Origin of the sequence: Glutamicibacter uratoxydans (assembly GCF_050753455.1) — a bacterium.
Lineage (GTDB): Bacteria > Actinomycetota > Actinomycetes > Actinomycetales > Micrococcaceae > Glutamicibacter > Glutamicibacter uratoxydans_A.
The window spans coordinates 511,951-531,950 of sequence record NZ_CP192736.1 but is presented as its reverse complement, the minus strand read 5'-3'; the positions used below and the strand labels follow the sequence as shown (position 1 = coordinate 531,950).

Annotated in this window: 12 protein-coding genes and 3 rRNA genes; 3 read left to right on the top strand and 12 right to left on the bottom strand. The window is 55.4% G+C overall.

Annotation, left to right across the window (positions count from 1 at the left end; genetic code table 11):
• Positions 1-278 precede the first annotated feature (278 nt).
• The 9 genes from ACQQZ8_RS02590 to ACQQZ8_RS02550 form a co-directional block, all read right to left on the bottom strand.
• Entirely contained in the window at positions 279-2,654 is a 2,376-nt protein-coding gene (locus ACQQZ8_RS02590; RefSeq protein ID WP_431711162.1) for a M28 family peptidase, read from the bottom strand.
• Between the two features lie 367 nt (positions 2,655-3,021).
• Positions 3,022-4,407 (bottom strand): FAD-binding oxidoreductase, encoded by a 1,386-nt coding sequence (locus tag ACQQZ8_RS02585; RefSeq protein ID WP_431711161.1) that lies wholly within the window; start codon positions 4,405-4,407, stop codon positions 3,022-3,024.
• A gap of 160 nt (positions 4,408-4,567) precedes the next feature.
• Positions 4,568-4,684: ribosomal RNA gene (rrf, locus tag ACQQZ8_RS02580) — 5S ribosomal RNA — on the bottom strand.
• 164 nt (positions 4,685-4,848) lie between these two features.
• Positions 4,849-7,986 (bottom strand): 23S ribosomal RNA (locus tag ACQQZ8_RS02575).
• A 560-nt stretch (positions 7,987-8,546) separates the two neighbouring features.
• A 16S ribosomal RNA gene (locus tag ACQQZ8_RS02570) occupies positions 8,547-10,072 on the bottom strand.
• Together the 16S, 23S and 5S rRNA genes form the textbook arrangement of a ribosomal RNA operon.
• A 577-nt stretch (positions 10,073-10,649) precedes the next feature.
• Positions 10,650-11,618 (bottom strand): 23S rRNA (guanosine(2251)-2'-O)-methyltransferase RlmB, encoded by a 969-nt coding sequence (gene rlmB / locus ACQQZ8_RS02565; protein WP_431711160.1) that lies wholly within the window; start codon positions 11,616-11,618, stop codon positions 10,650-10,652.
• A gap of 46 nt (positions 11,619-11,664) precedes the next feature.
• Complete coding sequence (cysS, locus tag ACQQZ8_RS02560) at positions 11,665-13,119, bottom strand: cysteine--tRNA ligase (protein ID WP_431711159.1); 1,455 nt, start codon at positions 13,117-13,119, stop codon at positions 11,665-11,667.
• A gap of 71 nt (positions 13,120-13,190) precedes the next feature.
• A complete protein-coding gene (ispD, locus tag ACQQZ8_RS02555; protein WP_431711158.1) occupies positions 13,191-14,432 on the bottom strand; it encodes a 2-C-methyl-D-erythritol 4-phosphate cytidylyltransferase in 1,242 nt (413 codons plus the stop codon).
• A gap of 172 nt (positions 14,433-14,604) precedes the next feature.
• The gene (locus ACQQZ8_RS02550; RefSeq protein WP_054821813.1) at positions 14,605-15,090 is read right to left on the bottom strand and encodes a CarD family transcriptional regulator; all 486 of its coding nucleotides are present in this window, start codon (positions 15,088-15,090) and stop codon (positions 14,605-14,607) included.
• Positions 15,091-15,432: 342 nt separating this feature from the next.
• On the opposite strand from ACQQZ8_RS02550, the gene ACQQZ8_RS02545 reads away from it, so the two are divergent.
• Positions 15,433-15,969 (top strand): hypothetical protein, encoded by a 537-nt coding sequence (locus tag ACQQZ8_RS02545; protein ID WP_431711157.1) that lies wholly within the window; start codon positions 15,433-15,435, stop codon positions 15,967-15,969.
• 181 nt (positions 15,970-16,150) lie between these two features.
• Here the strand turns inward: ACQQZ8_RS02545 and ACQQZ8_RS02540 are convergent, their stop codons facing one another.
• The gene (locus ACQQZ8_RS02540; protein WP_431711156.1) at positions 16,151-16,831 is read right to left on the bottom strand and encodes a winged helix-turn-helix domain-containing protein; all 681 of its coding nucleotides are present in this window, start codon (positions 16,829-16,831) and stop codon (positions 16,151-16,153) included.
• Entirely contained in the window at positions 16,828-18,042 is a 1,215-nt protein-coding gene (locus tag ACQQZ8_RS02535) for a sensor histidine kinase (RefSeq protein ID WP_431711155.1), read from the bottom strand. The genes ACQQZ8_RS02540 and ACQQZ8_RS02535 overlap by 4 nt, the downstream gene beginning before the upstream one ends.
• Before the next feature lie 195 nt (positions 18,043-18,237).
• On the opposite strand from ACQQZ8_RS02535, the gene phoU reads away from it, so the two are divergent.
• Positions 18,238-18,888 (top strand): phosphate signaling complex protein PhoU, encoded by a 651-nt coding sequence (phoU, locus tag ACQQZ8_RS02530; RefSeq protein WP_431711154.1) that lies wholly within the window; start codon positions 18,238-18,240, stop codon positions 18,886-18,888.
• Between the two features lie 164 nt (positions 18,889-19,052).
• On the top strand, positions 19,053-19,343 hold the full coding sequence (locus ACQQZ8_RS02525) for a hypothetical protein (protein ID WP_431711153.1): 291 nt from the start codon (positions 19,053-19,055) through the stop codon (positions 19,341-19,343).
• 278 nt (positions 19,344-19,621) lie between these two features.
• Here ACQQZ8_RS02525 and ACQQZ8_RS02520 read toward each other — a convergent pair whose 3' ends face one another.
• Positions 19,622-19,924, bottom strand: coding sequence for a DUF4193 domain-containing protein (locus ACQQZ8_RS02520; RefSeq protein ID WP_431711152.1), 303 nt, complete (start codon positions 19,922-19,924; stop codon positions 19,622-19,624).
• Between the last annotated feature and the right edge of the window lie 76 nt (positions 19,925-20,000).

Sequence of the window (20,000 nt, the reverse complement as noted above, 5' to 3'; positions counted from 1 at the left end):
GTGTTTCTTCCGGTTTTGATCCCGTGTTTCGTTCGGCAACAGATAAAAACTATACACAGGTTTCAGGGGGCACGCAAATCGGTAGACGGGTTATCAGGGGTGACCGTGCACACTTAATTTTCGGCGGTCGTACTACTCGCTTGTACTGGCTAAAAGAAGTGATCCCCAGATCTTCAGAGACGATTTCTCGTCGCTTCAAGATCTGGGGAGCGGTGCCCCTCGCTTGCCCTGCACGCGCCGTACGCCTGCTCGGTGCGTTCCCTGGGACTAACCAGCGCTTAGCTCTTGTGGCTGGTCACTATCTTCTTACGAATCGCGAACGTGACTCCCGCTGCAGCAAAGAGTAAGCCGGCGAGCAGTGAAAGCTTCAACGCGGTACTGGTACCGGTTTGCGCCAAGTCCTTATCCTTGTCCTTATTCTTGTCCGGCTCTGCGTTATCGGGCGTAGGTGTTGGATTGTTTCGTTCTTCATCAGTGTTGTCTGGACCCAGAAGTTCGAGAACCACCGGAACGCTAGAGTTTCCGGCAACATCAGCCGCCCGCAACTCAACCGTGGATCCTTCAGAACCAACTGGCACTTCTCCGAGAAGTGCGCCTTCTTGGTCTTGCTCAGCTTCGAACTTTGTCCATTGGTCTTCAGCGTTCACCCGGTATTCAACACCATCAAGGCCCGAAGTTTCGTCCGCGGCCACAACCCGAATCTTGCCTGGGCTGTTAGCGATGGCTTCTGCGTCAAGTGACGGTGCCACACTATCTAGGTTGATCGTCGTGCTGGTTGACGCGGTATTTCCCGTGGCGTCTGTGGCGCGTATATAGATCAGGTGTTCACCTTCAGCATCGAGTGCCACCGGTTGCGTGTACTGCTTCCACGTACTGTCATCGAAGGAATACTCCACCACTGGGGATCCATCGATGTCATCGGTAGCAGTAATGTTCAGGGTTACCGGTGACTGGACAAACCATCCGTTCGACCCGGTTTCGCCTTCCGTTGTCATTGAAATCTTTGGTGCAGCCTCATCCAAGACGAGCGCCAGGTCGATCACCGTTTCTCCAGCGACCTGCTGATCATGAGCGATTGCCATGGCCCCGTTGGCAGCTACAGCCTTAAAGTCGCACGTGGTATGCGGCGCAAAACTAGTTGCGAGTCCAAGCTCCGAGGTTGCCGCAAGTTCTCGCCAACCAACCCCGTCATCGCAGGACATCGTGACCTGTGCATCGGCCTCTTGTTGGCCGGTTTCATCAACAACATTTACCGTGATCGGGTTCATCGCAGCACGGAATGCCGAACCACCAATAACTTGAGCGCTGAATCCCATCCGTTCTGCAGAGACAAATTCAATGGTGTCCGACGGTAAGTGGTAGTGGGGTTCCAGCACAATTGAGGAATCCGCCGACCAGAACATCCAGCTAAACACAGCTGCGTTGATACCCACGTCATGGAACGACTGGTGATCGCTTCGGCCAACATAGCCGATATTTAGCGGGTCGTCTTTCAGATCCGTGTGTACCTCATCGGCAAAGTTCAGAACCGTGTTCAAGTCATTGTCCGGGTTGACACTCAGCCCCCAGAATCCGAACGGTTGCTCGTCGGTACCCTTCTCAGCAGTGCCGGCCATGTCCATATTCCAGGCACCGATGGTACGTTGAATTTCGTCTTCACTTAGGCTTTGCGCATGGTGCGCGGAGCCTAGAATACCAATTTCTTCACCGCCCCAAGAGCCGACCCGGATTTCAGTATCCAATGAGTAGTCGCTGATGATTTTTGAAATCTCCAGCATGATGCCAATGCCCGAGGCATTGTCACTAGCACCGGGGCTTCCGACCACCGAGTCGACGTGAGCACCAATATAGATAATCGGCGCAGTACCATCGTCGTTAGCAGCGGGACGAACACCAATAACGTTCGAGCTATCATCACGAGTTTGCTCGGTGCTAATGCTCAGGCTGAACGGTTCGCCATCAGAGGCGGTCAGTTCGCGTAGACGTTCGGACTGCACCCCGCCTGCAGCAACCACGATCAGGTCGCTGAGTGAGGCCGGGACTTCTTGCAATGAAGGGATCCGTCCAGTGGGGTTCGGCTGTGCCAAAATAATCCCTGCAGCACCTGCAGTAGCAATATCACTGAGCAATACTGAACGGGCTTCTGCTTCAGCGACCCAATCAACAATCACAAATGCGTCCGTTACATCGGTATCCTGCAGGCCGCTACCATCGCCAAGGTCGATGACTTCTGCGCTCACGGCTTCGGAGGACCCAGTAATGAGAGATCCATTGGCAGATCGATACTGCCAGCTCGCGATGCCTGGTAAATCTCGGCTTGGAACAGCGTTCGCAATATACTGCGTACGGCCCTCGAATTCCTCGCGTGAAGTTTCGAACCCGTATTGCTCTAGATGCTCCTCAACATAGTCTTGCGCTGCATCTTCGGCGGCTGTACCAGCAACACGCGGTCCGATGCCCACCGAGAGTTCCTGCACATGCGAATAGATTTCGTCTTGGTCTACTAGGCTTACGAACTCTTCTTGGAAACTAGGTGAAAGTTCCTCCGTGGTAGCGGTGGGCGGTGCTGGTTGCGAGGTCTGAGTCACCACCGATGCCGAAGCCGGTCCGATCAGTAACGCCGAAGAGAGCATCGCGACCGATAATGCCAGCACCCCCTTCGATCTGATGCTCGGACAATTCGGGGGACGACGATGCTCCAACATAGGTGGGTAATTCCTCTCAAGTGGGTGACAGGGGTGACATGCTGGCACCAATTCATGAGAAGGCCGACTCATTAACTAACCAAAATTGCGCAAATAGTTCAGCAAGAGACAGCAACTGATGAAATGGACCCAGAGTGTTGGTCGCCAACATGCACATTCGCCTAAAGGCTCACACGTGACTTAGATTACACCTATAAATATTTGCTGACTAGAGCCAATCTATTTCACGCCACAGTGCCCACTGCCCTACTTGAGGTCTCAGCGGTGGCCAGAAATGGCGGCATATTGACGGAGCTTCTAGGAACCCGAGAGATTGTTACTGAATAGCTTTACCCGGATTGAGGATTCCAAGTGGATCTAACAAGTCTTTCAGCTGACGTTGAATGGCTAGAACCGTCTCGCTTTGCTCCCAACCAAGCCATTCACGCTTTATCAAGCCGACACCGTGTTCCCCGGTAATGGTTCCTCCGGCCTCCAGGGCCAAGCGGATGCTTTCTTCCAAGGCGATGGTAAGCCGAGCTAGGGGATCCCCGCCATGGTCCGGCTCCACCGAAAATGTCGGGTGCAGGTTCCCATCCCCGGCATGGGCAATGAACCGCACGTCGACTTGTTGTTGTTCAGCGATCTCGCGTACTTGCCGCACATAGGCGACCATCTTACTTTTCGGTACCGCGACATCTTCACCCATCCGGTAGGCGTCGTCCTGCATATCACCGCGGCTGGTTCGACGCATTTCGATTAGCGTTGTCGCGAAGGGATCCGCCGCCGCGCTCAGTTGCACCGGAAGTGTATCGAATATCTGCCGGACCACATTTTCCTCAGCTTTAGCCCCGTACCCGTCAAAACGTGCCAGCACCATGGCTTCGCCAAGCTCGGCAATATTGGTATCGTAACTTCGGTCAAGGACCTCCATGGTGGGACGGTCAATCAGCTCGAGGATTGCTGGTTGCACTCGTGCTCTCCCAATGGCCTGAACTCCAACGAGCGCATCTTCTAGCGTCTGGAACACCATGCTCAGGTCACGCTGATCCACCGGCAGATAGCGCAGCCGCACTACGGCTTTGACAACAACACCTAAGGTTCCCTCGGATCCGACGAATAGCGACGTCAGATCATATCCAGCTACCCCTTTGAAGCTCTGAGCACCCACCGTAATAAGCCGGCCATCGGCAAGAACGATTTCCAAGGACAGCACAGATTCACGCGTGACTCCATACTTCGCGCAACGTAGTCCCCCGGCATTGGTAGCGATGTTCCCACCAATCGTGGACATCTTATAGCTCGCAGGATCCGGTGCGTACATGAAACCGTATTCCGCAACGGCATCGTTGAGCACACTGTTAATCACGCCGGGCTCCACAACGGCAACTTCATCGTGTTGCCGGATTTCAAGGATCCGGTTCATCCGTGACAGGTTAAGTACCAGACATGGTTCGAGCACATGCACACCGCCAGATACTCCGGTGCCTGCTCCTCGGCTAATCACCGGAACCTGGAACTCGGTACACAACCGCATGATGGCTTGGACCTGCTCGGTGGACTGTGCGAATGCCACGGCCAAGGGCAGGATGGGGTCGCTGGCAAGCTGCCCAAAATCACGGGAGTTACTGAGCAACACCTCCCGATCAGTAACAAGTCCTTCGGAGCCGAGCAGCTCCTTGAGCTTACTGAGGAAAGAGTTGAATTGAACGCTGGTGCTCATACTGGTCCTTGGAGATGCCTACTAGATTATCTTGCGATCGTAATCTACTAAGCCCCGTCAGACCACTGAAGAGCTGTTTACCGTGCTAGATGACGGCGTACCGGTTAAATGGGTGAGGCCCTGACACACAAGTATCAGGGCCTCAAACCACACAATAGTAGTCCGGCGGTGTCCTACTCTCCCACACCCTCACGAGTGCAGTACCATCGGCGCAATGGGCCTTAGCTTCCGGGTTCGGTATGGGACCGGGCGTTTCCCCCACGCTATGACCGCCGTAACAGCCTCGAAACAACAAACACAATAATGCAACCAAACCCCGCAACCACACTTGCGTGTGATTGATGAGGTTGTTATCTCGTAACCATATAGTGAACGCGAACACACAAAAGAATTCTGTCTACCCAACCCACCACAAAAGAGGGTGGTCGGGTGTTTTGTTGGTGTTGATAAGTCATCGGCCTATTAGTACAGGTCAGCTACACAAGTCTTCAGTCCTTGCTTCCACATCCTGCCTATCAACCCAGTGGTCTAGCTGGGGGCCTCTCACACCACAAGGGTGCATGGAAATCTCATCTCGAAGCAGGCTTCCCGCTTAGATGCTTTCAGCGGTTATCCCTTCCAAACGTAGCTAATCAGCGATGCACTTGGCAGTACAACTGACACACCAGAGGTTCGTCCGTCCCGGTCCTCTCGTACTAAGGACAGCCCTTCTCAAATTTCCAACGCGCGCAGCGGATAGGGACCGAACTGTCTCACGACGTTCTAAACCCAGCTCGCGTACCGCTTTAATGGGCGAACAGCCCAACCCTTGGGACCTACTCCAGCCCCAGGATGCGACGAGCCGACATCGAGGTGCCAAACCATGCCGTCGATATGGACTCTTGGGCAAGATCAGCCTGTTATCCCCGAGGTACCTTTTATCCGTTGAGCGACGGCCCTTCCACACGGTGCCGCCGGATCACTAGTCCCGACTTTCGTCCCTGCTCGAGCTGTCACTCTCACAGTCAAGCTCCCTTGTGCACTTACACTCAACACCTGATTGCCAACCAGGCTGAGGGAACCTTTGGGCGCCTCCGTTACTCTTTAGGAGGCAACCGCCCCAGTTAAACTACCCATCAGGCACTGTCCCTGAACCAGATCATGGTCCGAAGTTAGGTGACCGGTACAGCCAGAGTGGTATTTCAACGATGACTCCACCTGAACTAGCGTCCAAGCTTCACAGTCTCCCACCTATCCTACACAAGCTGCACCGAACACCAATACCAAACTATAGTAAAGGTCTCGGGGTCTTTCCGTCCTGCTGCGCGTAACGAGCATCTTTACTCGTACTGCAATTTCGCCGAGTTCATGGTTGAGACAGCTGGGAAGTCGTTACTCCATTCGTGCAGGTCGGAACTTACCCGACAAGGAATTTCGCTACCTTAGGATGGTTATAGTTACCACCGCCGTTTACTGGGGCTTAAATTCTTAGCTTCGCATTACTGCTAACCAGTCCTCTTAACCTTCCAGCACCGGGCAGGAGTCAGTCCGTATACATCGTCTTGCGACTTCGCACGGACCTGTGTTTTTAGTAAACAGTCGCTTCCCACTGGTCTCTGCGGCCCACACCCGCCTCCAAGGAGCAAGTCCTCTTCACGGGGCAGGCCCCCCTTCTTCCGAAGTTACGGGGGCATTTTGCCGAGTTCCTTAACCATGATTCTCTCGATCGCCTTGGTATTCTCTACCTGATCACCTGTGTCGGTTTCGGGTACGGGCGGACTGGGACCTCACGCCGATGCTTTTCTAGGCAGCATAGGATCACCAAATCACCCACCAAAGTGGGCGCCTATCAGGTCTCAGAAACATGAACAGCGGATTTACCTACCGTTCTTCCTACACCCTTGGACCAGGTCAATTCCATTGCCTGGCTCGGCTACCTTCCTGCGTCACACCTGTTAATACGCTGACCTCACAGCCTCGGTTCCCAGCCCCGCACACCACAACAACACCACAAGGGCGCCGTACGCAATGATTGGAGGTGGTTAGCATCAACTGCTCAGTATGGGCGGTCCTTCGCCGGTACGGGAATATCAACCCGTTGTCCATCGACTACGCCTGTCGGCCTCGCCTTAGGTCCCGACTAACCCAGGGCAGATTAACTTGACCCTGGAACCCTTGATCATTCGGCGGACGGGTTTCTCACCCGTCATTCGCTACTCATGCCTGCATTCTCACTCGTGTAGCCTCCACCACTGGTTTCCACCGCGGCTTCACCGGCCACACGACGCTCCCCTACCCATCCAAACCACTGGACCACAAAGGCCTATGACATGTTTGAATGACGCAACTTCGGCGGTGTGCTTGAGCCCCGCTACATTATCGGCGCGGAATCACTTGACCAGTGAGCTATTACGCACTCTTTCAAGGGTGGCTGCTTCTAAGCCAACCTCCTGGTTGTCACAGCAACTCCACATCCTTTTCCACTTAGCACACGCTTAGGGGCCTTAGTTGGCGTTCTGGGCTGTTTCCCTCTCGACTATGAAGCTTATCCCCCACAGTCTCACTGCTACGCTCTCACTTACCGGCATTCGGAGTTTGGCTAAGGTCAGTAACCTTGTAGGGCCCATCGCCTATCCAGTAGCTCTACCTCCAGTAAGAAACACGCAACGCTGCACCTAAATGCATTTCGGGGAGAACCAGCTATCACGAAGTTTGATTGGCCTTTCACCCCTACCCACAGCTCATCCCCTCCATTTTCAACTGAAGTGGGTTCGGTCCTCCACACGCTCTTACACGCGCTTCAACCTGGCCATGGGTAGATCACTTCGCTTCGGGTCTAGACCGTGCCACTCAAACGCCCTATTCAGACTCGCTTTCGCTACGACTACCCCACACGGGTTAACCTCGCGACACAGCACTAACTCGCAGGCTCATTCTTCAAAAGGCACGCCATCACACAGGACAAGCCCATGCTCTAACGGTTTGTAAGCACACGGTTTCAGGTACTATTTCACTCCCCTCCCGGGGTACTTTTCACCATTCCCTCACGGTACTGATTCACTATCGGTCATCAGGTAGTATTCAGGCTTACCAGGTGGTCCTGGCAGATTCACACGGGATTCCTCGAGCCCCGTGCTACTCGGGCACCTATACAAGAACGGCAGACACGCATTACACCTACGGGACTATCACCCTCTCTGGTCCGGCATTCCAACCGATTCACCTATACGCCCGCACCTCGCTCCGCCAACTAGATAGAGTCAGCACATATAAGCCCCACAACCCCGATGATGCAACGCCTATCCGCTATCACACACCAACCGGTTTAGCCCCATCCGCGTTCGCTCGCCACTACTAACGGAATCACTATTGTTTTCTCTTCCTGCGGGTACTGAGATGTTTCACTTCCCCGCGTTCCCTCCACGCAACCTATACATTCAGTCACGGGTCACACCACATAACATGGTGCGGGGTTTCCCCATTCGGAAATCCTGGCCTCAACGTCCGGTTATCGACTCCACCAGGCTTATCGCAGATTCCCACGTCCTTCATCGGCTCCTGATGCCAAGGCATCCACCGTGCGCCCTTAAAAACTTTCAACAAAACACTTTGCAAAAAGCCTCAAAAATAATTGAGCAACAAAACAATCAACAAAATCACAAAACAAGACTCAAACATCACACAAACCCGCGACAACAGGCCCATGCAACTCATCTCGTTCTATAAGATGCTCGCGTTCACTATACAGTTCCCAAACAACAACCCCACACCCCCAAAACCACCACCCACAACCGGGGCAATAATCTCAAAGACACAGGACAAGGCCACACCAAAACCAGCACAACCCCCCCAGCACCCAGCCAAAACCAGACACAACAAAAAAGGGGGGCCATGAAAGCTTGTTGCCTCAAAACCCAACAGCATGCCAAACCACACAAACCACACCACACCCCTCACCCGCTTTCCCACACCACCACCCCAACAGGGACGATCATGCGTACTCACAAGCAAAAAACGCGACACAGCCACAGCCAACACCCACACACCACCAACGGCGCATGTTTCCCAGTGTTGAGTTCATTGATATTCCACCCATGAGCAACCCACCCAAACAACACTCGTGTCTGGCATGAGCAACCAAAAAATGGTTAGCTCCTTAGAAAGGAGGTGATCCAGCCGCACCTTCCGGTACGGCTACCTTGTTACGACTTAGTCCCAATCGCCAGTCCCACCTTCGACGACTCCCCCCACACAAGGTGGTTAGGCCATCGGCTTCGGGTGTTACCAACTTTCGTGACTTGACGGGCGGTGTGTACAAGGCCCGGGAACGTATTCACCGCAGCGTTGCTGATCTGCGATTACTAGCGACTCCGACTTCATGGGGTCGAGTTGCAGACCCCAATCCGAACTGAGACCGGCTTTTAGGGATTAGCTCCACCTCACAGTATCGCAACCCATTGTACCGGCCATTGTAGCATGCGTGAAGCCCAAGACATAAGGGGCATGATGATTTGACGTCATCCCCACCTTCCTCCGAGTTGACCCCGGCAGTCTCCCATGAGTCCCCGGCATAACCCGCTGGCAACATGGAACGAGGGTTGCGCTCGTTGCGGGACTTAACCCAACATCTCACGACACGAGCTGACGACAACCATGCACCACCTGTGAACCAGCCCCGAAGGGAAGGACTATCTCTAGCCCGGTCTGGAACATGTCAAGCCTTGGTAAGGTTCTTCGCGTTGCATCGAATTAATCCGCATGCTCCGCCGCTTGTGCGGGCCCCCGTCAATTCCTTTGAGTTTTAGCCTTGCGGCCGTACTCCCCAGGCGGGGCACTTAATGCGTTAGCTACGGCGCGGAAAACGTGGAATGTCCCCCACACCTAGTGCCCAACGTTTACGGCATGGACTACCAGGGTATCTAATCCTGTTCGCTCCCCATGCTTTCGCTCCTCAGCGTCAGTAAATGCCCAGAGACCTGCCTTCGCCATCGGTGTTCCTCCTGATATCTGCGCATTTCACCGCTACACCAGGAATTCCAGTCTCCCCTACATCACTCTAGTCTGCCCGTACCCACCGCAGAACCAGGGTTGAGCCCTGGTCTTTCACGGCAGACGCGACAAACCGCCTACGAGCTCTTTACGCCCAATAAATCCGGATAACGCTCGCGCCCTACGTATTACCGCGGCTGCTGGCACGTAGTTAGCCGGCGCTTCTTCTGCAGGTACCGTCACTTACGCTTCTTCCCTACTGAAAGAGGTTTACAACCCGAAGGCCGTCATCCCTCACGCGGCGTCGCTGCATCAGGCTTTCGCCCATTGTGCAATATTCCCCACTGCTGCCTCCCGTAGGAGTCTGGGCCGTGTCTCAGTCCCAGTGTGGCCGGTCACCCTCTCAGGCCGGCTACCCGTCGTCGCCTTGGTGAGCCATTACCTCACCAACAAGCTGATAGGCCGCGAGTCCATCCCCAACCGATAAATCTTTCAACCACCCACCATGCGGCAGGAAGTGATATCCGGTATTAGACCCAGTTTCCCAGGCTTATCCCGAAGTCAGGGGCAGGTTACTCACGTGTTACTCACCCGTTCGCCACTAATCCACCCAGCAAGCTAGGCTTCATCGTTCGACTTGCATGTGTTAAGCACGCCGCCAGCGTTCATCCTGAGCCAGGATCAAACTCTCCATAAAAAATAAAAAGCCACCAGCATCCCTCCTTGGAAAAAAGAAGACACACCAGTGTAGTCCCGGCGAATAAAAACCACTCAAGAAACACCACACGGGGGTGCGGCATCCTCAAGCAAAAAATGTTTCGTATTCACCAAACAAAAAACATTCGGTATCAACAAACTTGGCACACTATTGAGTTCTCAAACAACAAACACTTCCGACACCACAACCCACCACCAAAGGTGAGCGCTTCGCTTCGGAGCAACTTCCAAACCTTACCACACCGTCGAACTTTGTCAACTTGGTGATTCGGTTATCCGCGCCAGAACTTAGGTTTTGAAACCGTTTCGTTCGAGCGGCGCGAGAAATAACTCTACACGAATTTCAGGTGAATGCAAAACCGTGGCGCAGCCGCACTGAATCAACTCACTTACCGCGAGTTCTCGCAGTTTCCGGGCCAGCTCGACAGGTCGAACAACAAGAAACACGGATTTCGTGTTTTGTGACGCCGCTCTCTGTTGATTCACCATCCGCGTTTATAGCAATGGCCGGGACAGAACCTTAGTTCTGTCCCGGCCATCTCTAGATGTATCAAAATCTACTGATTTGCCTGACGGCGACGAGTAACCTCATAGAGCGCGATGCCCGCGGCCATCGATGCATTCAGAGATTCCATCGCCGAAGAGATTGGAATTGAAACGATCGCATCGCAGGTTTCCCGAACCAGTCGCGAAAGACCCTTACCTTCGGAACCGATCACAATGCATAGCGGTTCGGTAGCAAGTTCCAGATTTGGAAGCTCGACGCTTCCACCGGCATCCAGCCCGATAACGAAAACACCATTGGCTTTCAATTCCTTCAAAGCACTGGTGAGGTTGCTGGCTTTGGTTACCGGTACACGAACCGCCGCGCCGGCGCTGGTCTTCCATGCGGAAGCCGTAACTCCAACACTGCGTCGTTCCGGAACAATCACCGCATGCGCACTGAAAGCGGATGCCGAACGAATAATGGCACCCAAGTTTCGTGGATCAGTGATCCCATCAAGAGCCAAGAAGAGCGGTGCGTTTCGCTCGTAGCCCTTTTCGAAGTCCTTAACCACCTTGGTGGTGTATTGAACCGCGTCCTTGTACTCATATGGCGGAACCTGTAAGGCCAGTCCCTGGTGAATAGCGTCATCGGTCATCCGGTCTAACTCGACGCGGCTGGCTTCCATGACCGGGATACCCTGCTCGGCCGCAAGCTTCAAGGACTCACGCACTCGATCGTCCACGTCAATGCGCACCGCAATATGCAACGCCTTGGCAGGAATGGCAGCACGCAGCGCTTCAACTACGGAGTTGCGCCCGGTCACCATTTCGGCGTTAACCTTAGGACGACGAGCCGGCCGTTTAGCTGACGATCGGTCAGCTAGCTGCTTGGCACGGTAGGCCTTATGGTACGGACGGTCCTCGGCCTTGGGGGTTGGGCCGCGCCCTTCTAGGGAGCTACGCCCCTTGCCGCCACTACCCTTGGTTGGACCCTTCTTAGTCTTTCGCACGGCTCCCGGCCGTCCCTTTGCGTTACTCATGCTCGTTGTTTCCTTTGGTAATAAGTCTGTACGTGGTGGCCAAGAACTATTTGTTCAGGATCCAGCGTGCCCCGTCAGCGGAGTCCGCCACCGTAATTCCTGCTTCGGCCAAGCTGTCACGGATTTCATCCGAACGCGCCCAGTCTTTAGCTGCGCGGGCTTCGGCGCGCATCGTCAGCTGCGCTTGGACCAGTTGGTCTAAGGCTTGATAGACCGAGTCGTCACCGTTCTCCTGCGGTTGGGCATCGTCTAAGCCCAGGACACTGGTCATAGCCAGTACGTGGTTCAAAGCTTGAACTAGTGCTTGATCGTCTTGCTGATCCAGCGCCGCATTGCCCAACCGAACTGTGTCGTGCAGGGAAGCTAATGCTTGTGGGACATTGAGATCTTCATCCATGGCAGCCGCAAACGCGTCAGGAACCTCTCTGCTGCCTTCCGCCGCTGCCGAATCGCGGCTTTCCAGGCGGTAGCGCGCGTTGGAGATGAAGGTATCGATGCGCTCCACCGCAGCGGCTGCTTCGGTCAAGGAATCTGGTCGATAATCCAGCTGGGAGCGGTACTGGGCCTGTCCCAAGAAGTAACGCACCACGCGGGCTGGGGCCTGTTGCAACATCTCTTCCGGAGAAATGGTGTTGCCGATCGATTTGCTCATCTTTTCGCCCGCATAGGTCACCATGCCGTTATGCATCCAGAAATTCGCGAATCCGTGGCCGGCCGCCGCCGACTGCGCCAGTTCGTTTTCATGATGCGGGAACCGCAAGTCCAGTCCCCCACCGTGAATGTCAAAGTGCTCACCCAAGTATTTGCTGGCCATGGCGGAGCATTCCAGATGCCAGCCCGGGCGCCCACGTCCCCAAGGGCTCGGCCATGAGGCAGTTTCAGGGTCGCTTGCCTTGTGACCCTTCCATAGCGCAAAGTCACGAGGATCGCGCTTACCCCGTGGATCGGCGTCCGTCGCCGCCTGCATATCGTCGACCTTCTGCCGAGTCAGCGCCCCGTACTCCGGGAAGGAGCGCACGTCGAAGTAAACATCGCCGGAACCATCACTAGCCGGGTAGGCATGACCGCGGTCAATCAGCAGCTGAATCAACTCGTGCATTTCCGGCACGTGACCGGTCGCTCGCGGTTCGTAGGTTGGACGGCGCACGCCTAGCGTTTCGTAAGCTCGGGCAAATTCCTGTTCGAAACGGTAAGCCAGTGCGAACCAGAGTTCACGTGGCTTGTAAATCTCATCGCCCTGGAAGTCCTCGGCGAAAGAAGCTGCGGACTTCTCCAGAATCTTGTCATCGATATCGGTGACGTTACGCACGGTAGTCACCGTGAAGTCACGATATTCCAACCAGCGCACCAAGATATCGAAGACAATCGCGCTACGCACATGTCCTACGTGAGGCATCCCCTGAACGGTGGCACCACAGTAGTACAGTTTGACCTCACCCTCGGTAATGGGGTGGAAGTCGCGTACTGTCGCAGTTTTGGTGTCATAAAATCGCAGGCTCACAGCATCAAGGTTATCCCAAAAGCCTGCGGGGTATAGGCGATTGGGGCACTGGTCTTGCACACATTGTGGGGTTACGGGTGTGGGTAGACCAGCGCAGTGGCATAAGCGGTGATCCCTGCGCCCTGTCCTTCATACCCTAAACCGTCGCTCGTGGTGGCGCTGACCGTCACCGATGCGTTAGCCGCCTGGCTCAATACCGCGTTGGCTTCCTCGCGGCGAGCAGCGAAACGTGGCCGCTGCCCAACGAACTGCACGCTGACATTACCAATTTCGAACCCGGCGGCCCGCACAATACGTGCCGCTTCGGTGAGCAAAGTGACTCCGCTCGCACCGGAGAACTCCGGCCGGTCCACCCCGAAATGCGTGCCTAGGTCACCGATGCCCGCCGCCGCAAAGAGCGCATCACAGGCCGCATGGGCTACCGCGTCACCGTCCGAATGTCCGGCTAAGCCAATGTCATCTGGAAAGTGCAGACCAGCCAACCACATTGGCCGGGCCTGATCGGAACTGATCGCGTGCACATCGATGGCCGTGCCAATCCGAGGAATGCTGGGCTGTGACATCGCGTGCTCTCCTAAATAAGTGGATTCGGTGGCCAGTTGATTAGCCTGTTGCAGGTCTTGTGGATGGGTAACTTTCAACGCATCTCGGTGACCGTTGACCACGTGCACCGAATATCCAAGGGCACGCACCATTGACGCATCATCGGTGGCCGCTTCGCGTGCTGCTTCGTCCTCTCGCGCCAACTGGGCGTGCGCCTCGCGTAATACCGTGGCTTTGAATCCCTGCGGGGTTTGGACAGCACGCAGGCTGGAACGTGGCGGGGTTTGCGAAACTTGCGGCAAATCATTGCTCGCTCCCACCTCAACCACACTGATGGTGTCGGTGACCGGCAACGCCGGAATCACCGCAAGGACACCCTCTCGTTGCAATGCCTGCGACACCTCACGATAAACACTGAGCGGGGTAAAAGCCCGCGCCACATCATGAACCAACACTTGGTCGATGGACTGTTCCACTACCTGCAGCCCGCGGCTGACCGACTCCGCTCGGCTAGCGCCGCCCGGAACGGTACTGACTTTTACACCATAGGTTCGGGCTTGTTCCGCTAAGGCTTGGTCCTGTGCAGGAACAACCACAACGATCTGGGCTAAGACTTCCCATGTCGCCACCCGACTCAAGGCATGCTGCAATAGGCTCCGGCCGGCGATCTCAACAAGGGCTTTGGGCATTCCAGCTCCAAGCCGTGTCCCACTGCCGGCGGCAAGCAGGATCAGTGCGGTGGATGGGTGAGAAGTGTTTGGTTCAGTCACAGCATCCAGCTTAAGCCGCGCCGGGCGATTCTGCCCGGTTGCGGCCATGCAAGTCCTCCAACTGCGGTCGGAGCCTTCGAAAAAACGAAAAGACCGTGCTCGATCGGTATTTCGATCGAGCACGGTCTTGAAATCTTTTCTCGGATCAAACTATCCGGGAGAATCGCTGAATTTAGTGCGAGGCCAAAACCTCGTCCAGCAATCCCTCGGCCTTGGTTTCATCTAGATCCTTGGCCAGCGCCAATTCGCTAATTAGTACCTGACGGGCCTTGGACAACATACGTTTCTCACCTGCGGAAAGTCCCCGGTCATTCTCACGACGCCACAGATCACGGACAACCTCAGCAACTTTGATAACGTCACCGGAAGCAAGCTTCTCCAAGTTAGCCTTGTAGCGGCGCGACCAGTTGGTCGGCTCCTCGGTGAATTCAGCACGAAGGACCTCGAACACATGGTCCAAGCCTTCCTGACCTACCACGTCACGCACGCCAACCAAGTCAACATTCTCGGCGGGTACTTCAATGGTCAGGTCCCCCTGCGCCACCTTGAGCTTGAGATACATTTTCTCTTCGCCCTTGATCTTGCGCATCTTAATCTCTTCGATCATCGCTGCGCCGTGGTGCGGGTAGACTACAGTCTCGCCAACCTCAAAAACCATGTGGATAAACCCCTTTCCCAACGACTAGTCTACCACGGTTGGCATTCCTAAGATTGTTAGATACCCCCTAACAACCGCGAATTCACGCGGTTTTCACTCTTCCATTCGGAGGAGAAACGTGGTATGAAGAAGGTAGTTCATAGTTGCTTTCCCGCCCTCCTTCCCCTTTCCCCTGAGCAGAGATTGCAATGTGTTACTGGTCGCCAAATCACGCTTTTGCCGCTTAAACAGTTAGGCTAGGTTCTAGTCGTGGACTTCGTGTGGCCGCTTTCAAAGATTGCCGTAACCGAATGTGCACCACGAAACCATGCAACTCACTATTCTCATCGAGGAGTTTGTGTCGTGATCACCGCACGCATGACCGCCGGACGCCGCATCGCCGCGTCCCTCGCCCTGGCCGGCTTGGCTCTGGGTGTCACTAGCTGTGGCACTATCAACCAGCAGGCCACTACTGCCTCTTACGCACCGAGCGATGGCATCGTCGAGAACGTTGGCGACGCCAAGGTTCGCAACCTGATGCTAGTCACCGATGCCGAGCACAATGAGGCTCGTTTTATCGGTAGCATCGTCAACGGCACCGATACGTCGGTATCGCTGAGCATCGACGTTGCATCAACCGATATTGTCGAGTTCACTGTCGGTGCCAACGGCGCATTGAAGCTTGAAGACGAGGAATTCTCCGTGAGCGGTTTGGGCATTGGTCCAGGCGAGCACGCCCCAGCCACGATGGTTTCCGGCGGCGAAAGCATCGAAACCACCATCCCTGTGGTTGACGGGACCCTCGAGGAATACCGCGATTTCGTTCCCGGCGGTTATGACGACTCGACCATCGAGCACCTGACTCCTACTGAGCAGCCAGGTCACGGCGGCGGCCACTAGTTACTTGTAGGGCATAATTTATTAGCCCGAAAAGCTGTCTCTGAATCAGGCGGTGTAGCATTCCCCGGAATGCTACACCGCCTGATTTTGTCTCTTGCGCATCATTGCGAAGCAGGATGGTAAAGCTCGGCGGGGCAGTAGAACATTGTCATGTTCTACTGCCCCGCCAGTTCACGCTTTACTAGACCGCGAACTTATATCCCAAACCGCGTACCGTCACCAGATGCACCGGAGCGGCCGGTTCCTGCTCAATCTTCGAGCGCAAACGCTTGACGTGCACGTCAAGGGTTTTGGTGTCTCCGACGTAGTCGCTACCCCACACCCTGTCAATCAACTGTCCGCGGGTCAAGACACGGCCGGCATTACGCAGCAGCATCTCTAAAAGTTCGAACTCTTTAAGCGGCATCGCGATCTCTTCGTTATTGACCGAGACTACGTGGCGTTCCACGTCCATCCTGACCGGGCCGGCGGTGACCACGTTGGTCATCAGATCTTCACCTTCGCCTTGACGGCGAAGCACGGCACGGATCCGTGCCAGCAGCTCGCGTGAGGAGTAAGGCTTGGTGACGTAATCATCGGCGCCCAGCTCCAAGCCAACCACCTTGTCGATTTCGCCGTCCTTCGCGGTCAGCATGATCACCGGAACCTGACTGGTGGCGCGGATCTGGCGAATGACTTCGGTTCCCGGTTGTCCAGGGAGCATCAGATCCAGCAGCACGAGGTCCGCCCCGTGACGTTCGAACTCGGTCACCGCGGTGATCCCGTCATCGGCGATGCGCACCTCGAAGCCCTCGCGCTCCAACAGGTATGAGAGCGGATCCGATAGTGACTCTTCATCCTCGACGATCAAAATCCGGGTCATCGATGTCCTCCTTCACCACGCGCTGATTCAGCTGTGGCACTAGTTCCAGCGGATAACTCAACCGGTGAGCCATCCATGTCTTCGTCCTGCTCATCCAGCACCGGAATACGCAGGGTGAAAGTTGATCCTTGGCCCTCCTGAGACCAAAGTGAGATTTCGCCACCGTGATTCGCCACAATGTGCTTCACGATGCTCAGTCCTAGTCCAGTTCCACCGGTTTGTCGGGAGCGGGCGGAATCAACGCGGTAGAAACGTTCAAAGATTCGCTCCTGCTCATCCGCGGTGATCCCCGGTCCTTGGTCGGTAACCGAAATTTGCGCGAAGCCATCGCGCTGTCTTAGCCCAACGCCCACCGCGCTGTTATCCGGTGAATACCGAATGGCGTTGTCGATCAGGTTTCGCACTGCCGTCATCAGCAGGTCGGCCTCACCATGAACCGGCTGCTCAATCTGGCCGCCTAAGGAAATCGAAATATTGCGTTCTTCGGCCAAGAGTTTGTTGCGGTCTACGGCCTCATTGACCACTTGTTGCACCTGCACCGGTTCACCGTGGACGATCACGTCGCTGCTTTGCAGCCGCGAAAGTTCGATGATGTCTTGCACTAGCGCGCCTAAACGAGCCGATTCCTTGTGCATTCGGGTGCTGAAGCGGCGGACCGCTACCGGGTCATCAGCCGCATCCTCGATTGCTTCGGAAAGCAAAGATATGGCACCTACCGGGGTTTTCAGCTCGTGGGAAACGTTGGCAACAAAGTCATTTCGCATCGCCTCGGTGCGGGTGATTTCCGTGCGGTCATCGACCAAAAGCAGGATGTATTCCTCCCCTAAGGGGGCTGCACGCACATGGACGACCAGCTGGCCGGCTCCCAGGGCACCGCGTTGAAGCTCAAACTGACTTTCGGTAATAACCCCGTCGTCACGCACTCGGCGGACCATGCTCAGCAATTGCTCATGCACCAGGGTGTGCCCGCGAACGAGCCCGTACGCGTAAGCAGCCGGGTTGGCGCGCACCACCCCGTCCACATCGTCAATGATCACGAAGGCGCGCCCCACCACCGAGAGGACGGCCGCGGCCCCCTCGGGGAGGGTCGGCTCATCCACTGCGGGCAACGGGGCTGAGCGGCGTTGGGCAAAGTAGTATGCCAGCACGCCGACAACGCCGAGTGCCAGACCGATCAGGCCGGCGATCAGAGTGGGAAAGACTTCGTTCACCCTTTCAGGGTATCTGGCTTCATGCGCTGTTGATCCCTGAATGTCCTCTAAACACCTGAATCGGACACTGTATTAACCAAACATTCATCTTTAACGCAACGGAGGTTAAGCTGGTGGTGTCAGGCTTGATCAAGATCCCTCCGTCGTGCCGAAAAGCAAAAAGGCACATATTTGGACCCGAAAGGACGTACGCGAGTGCGCAAAGTATTTCAGGCCGATCTACAGCAGATCGGCGAAGACCTCATCGAAATGTCACAACGTGTGGCCAACGCGATGGAGCGCGCCTGGGACTCGCTGTCTAACGCGGACGTAGATCTCGCGCAGGAAGTCATCGCAGAGGACGCAAAGATCGATTTCCTACAGACACAGCTCGATGAACGCGCCATCGACACCTTGGCGCTTCAGGGCCCCGTAGCTAGCGATCTGCGAATGATCGTCGGTTCGTTACGGATGAGCGCTTCACTAGAACGCATGGGCGACCTTGCCCGTCACCTCGCACAGTTGGCTCGCCTGCGTTTCCCGCAGCAGGCAGTTCCTGCCGCGATCGCCGAGACTTTCTCGCAGATGGCCGAAATTGACATCAAGATCGCCCGCGAAGTCGGACGCCTGCTAGATACCCGTGACCTGAGCATTGCCGGCAACATCATTGAATTGAACCGGCAGCTGGATCAGCTGCACTCATCGGTGTTCAAGATTATTGCTCAGGATGACTGGAAGGAAGATGCGCCAACTACCGTGGATGTGTCGCTGACCAGCCGTTACTTGGAGCGTTTCGGCGACCATGGCGTTTCGGTAGCGCGCAAGGTCAATTACCTCGTAACCGGCGAGTGGGAACCGGAGGCTTAAACGCCGAACTACTATCTCAAACCTGACATTGTTGCTGGTCATCGATTATTCGGTGGCCAGCAACTGCTTTAAGCTTCGCGGCCTGACCAGGTTGTCGGATAGTGCCATACTGGAATCAATAGGTACCCATGGCCCACCGGGAACAGTAGAGGAAGAATCGGATCATGCCGCACGATGCAGAACTGGAACTATTCTCCAGAATCCTGTTGCACTTCACCTTCGATGGAATCAGCCCCACATTGCTCGAACCGGAGCTGATCACGGCCGAGGCGCGGCAGGGAATGGTGATGATTCGACAGCTTGGTGAACGAGGCCATCAGCAACAAGCCCGTGAACTGTGTGAACAAGCCATGGAGCAGGTTCGGCAGGCTTCTGAACAGTCCGGCGCTCCGGCACGGGTATTTGCCGAAATCACCAACGAACTGCTCGAACTGCATACCAAGCTTGTCGGCTAGTAAAACAGTGCCCCCTCAACTGGCCGGTGAAGCACTTGGGGACGGGGTCTTCGGGCTAATGCTCGGCATATGTCGGAAGGCTGCGCATAGCTCTACTTTGCCTTCAGCGACGCTTCCAAACCTGGCAAGAATTCCTGTTACGGAATCTCTTTGGTGTTCGGTATGACGACCTCACCACGCGACTTTGCGGGTAGGTGGTCCGTTTTAAAAACTTTGGCACGTTCCGGGGAATATATCTTCCGCGAAACGTGCCGTAGAGAATCTCTGTGATGTGAGGCTTAGCCTTCACATTCAACGCAGAATCCGGTACTTCCTTCTTCGCGCACCAGCTGTGAGCGGTGACGAACCAAGAAGCAGGAACCGCAGATGAATTCGTCGTCCTTTGCAGGAATAACCGTCACGGTTAGTTCCTCGTTGGAGAGATCGGCACCTGGAAGCTCTAGGCCATCGGTGTGATCGGTTTCATCGAGTTCTCGCACGACGGACTTAGCGTCCGGCGCATTTGCGGATTTGACCGCATCCAGTGAAGCCTTACGTGCCTCGGCTACATCCGGGCGGACCTCATCGTAATCAGTTGCCACGAATTGCATTCCTAACGTGAGCCATTGTGCCTGTTCGAGATAGGAGATTACAGCATAGCCAGCGCAAAAACACAAT

Excerpts from the sequence above, each read along its gene's own strand:
- ACQQZ8_RS02540 (WP_431711156.1), bottom strand. The coding sequence starts at position 16,831 with ATGACCCGGATTTTGATCGTCGAGGATGAAGAGTCACTATCGGATCCG.
- ACQQZ8_RS02550 (WP_054821813.1), bottom strand. The coding sequence starts at position 15,090 with ATGGTTTTTGAGGTTGGCGAGACTGTAGTCTACCCGCACCACGGCGCA.
- rlmB (WP_431711160.1), bottom strand. The coding sequence starts at position 11,618 with ATGAGTAACGCAAAGGGACGGCCGGGAGCCGTGCGAAAGACTAAGAAG.
- ACQQZ8_RS02525 (WP_431711153.1), top strand. The coding sequence starts at position 19,053 with ATGCCGCACGATGCAGAACTGGAACTATTCTCCAGAATCCTGTTGCAC.
- ACQQZ8_RS02585 (WP_431711161.1), bottom strand. The coding sequence starts at position 4,407 with ATGAGCACCAGCGTTCAATTCAACTCTTTCCTCAGTAAGCTCAAGGAG.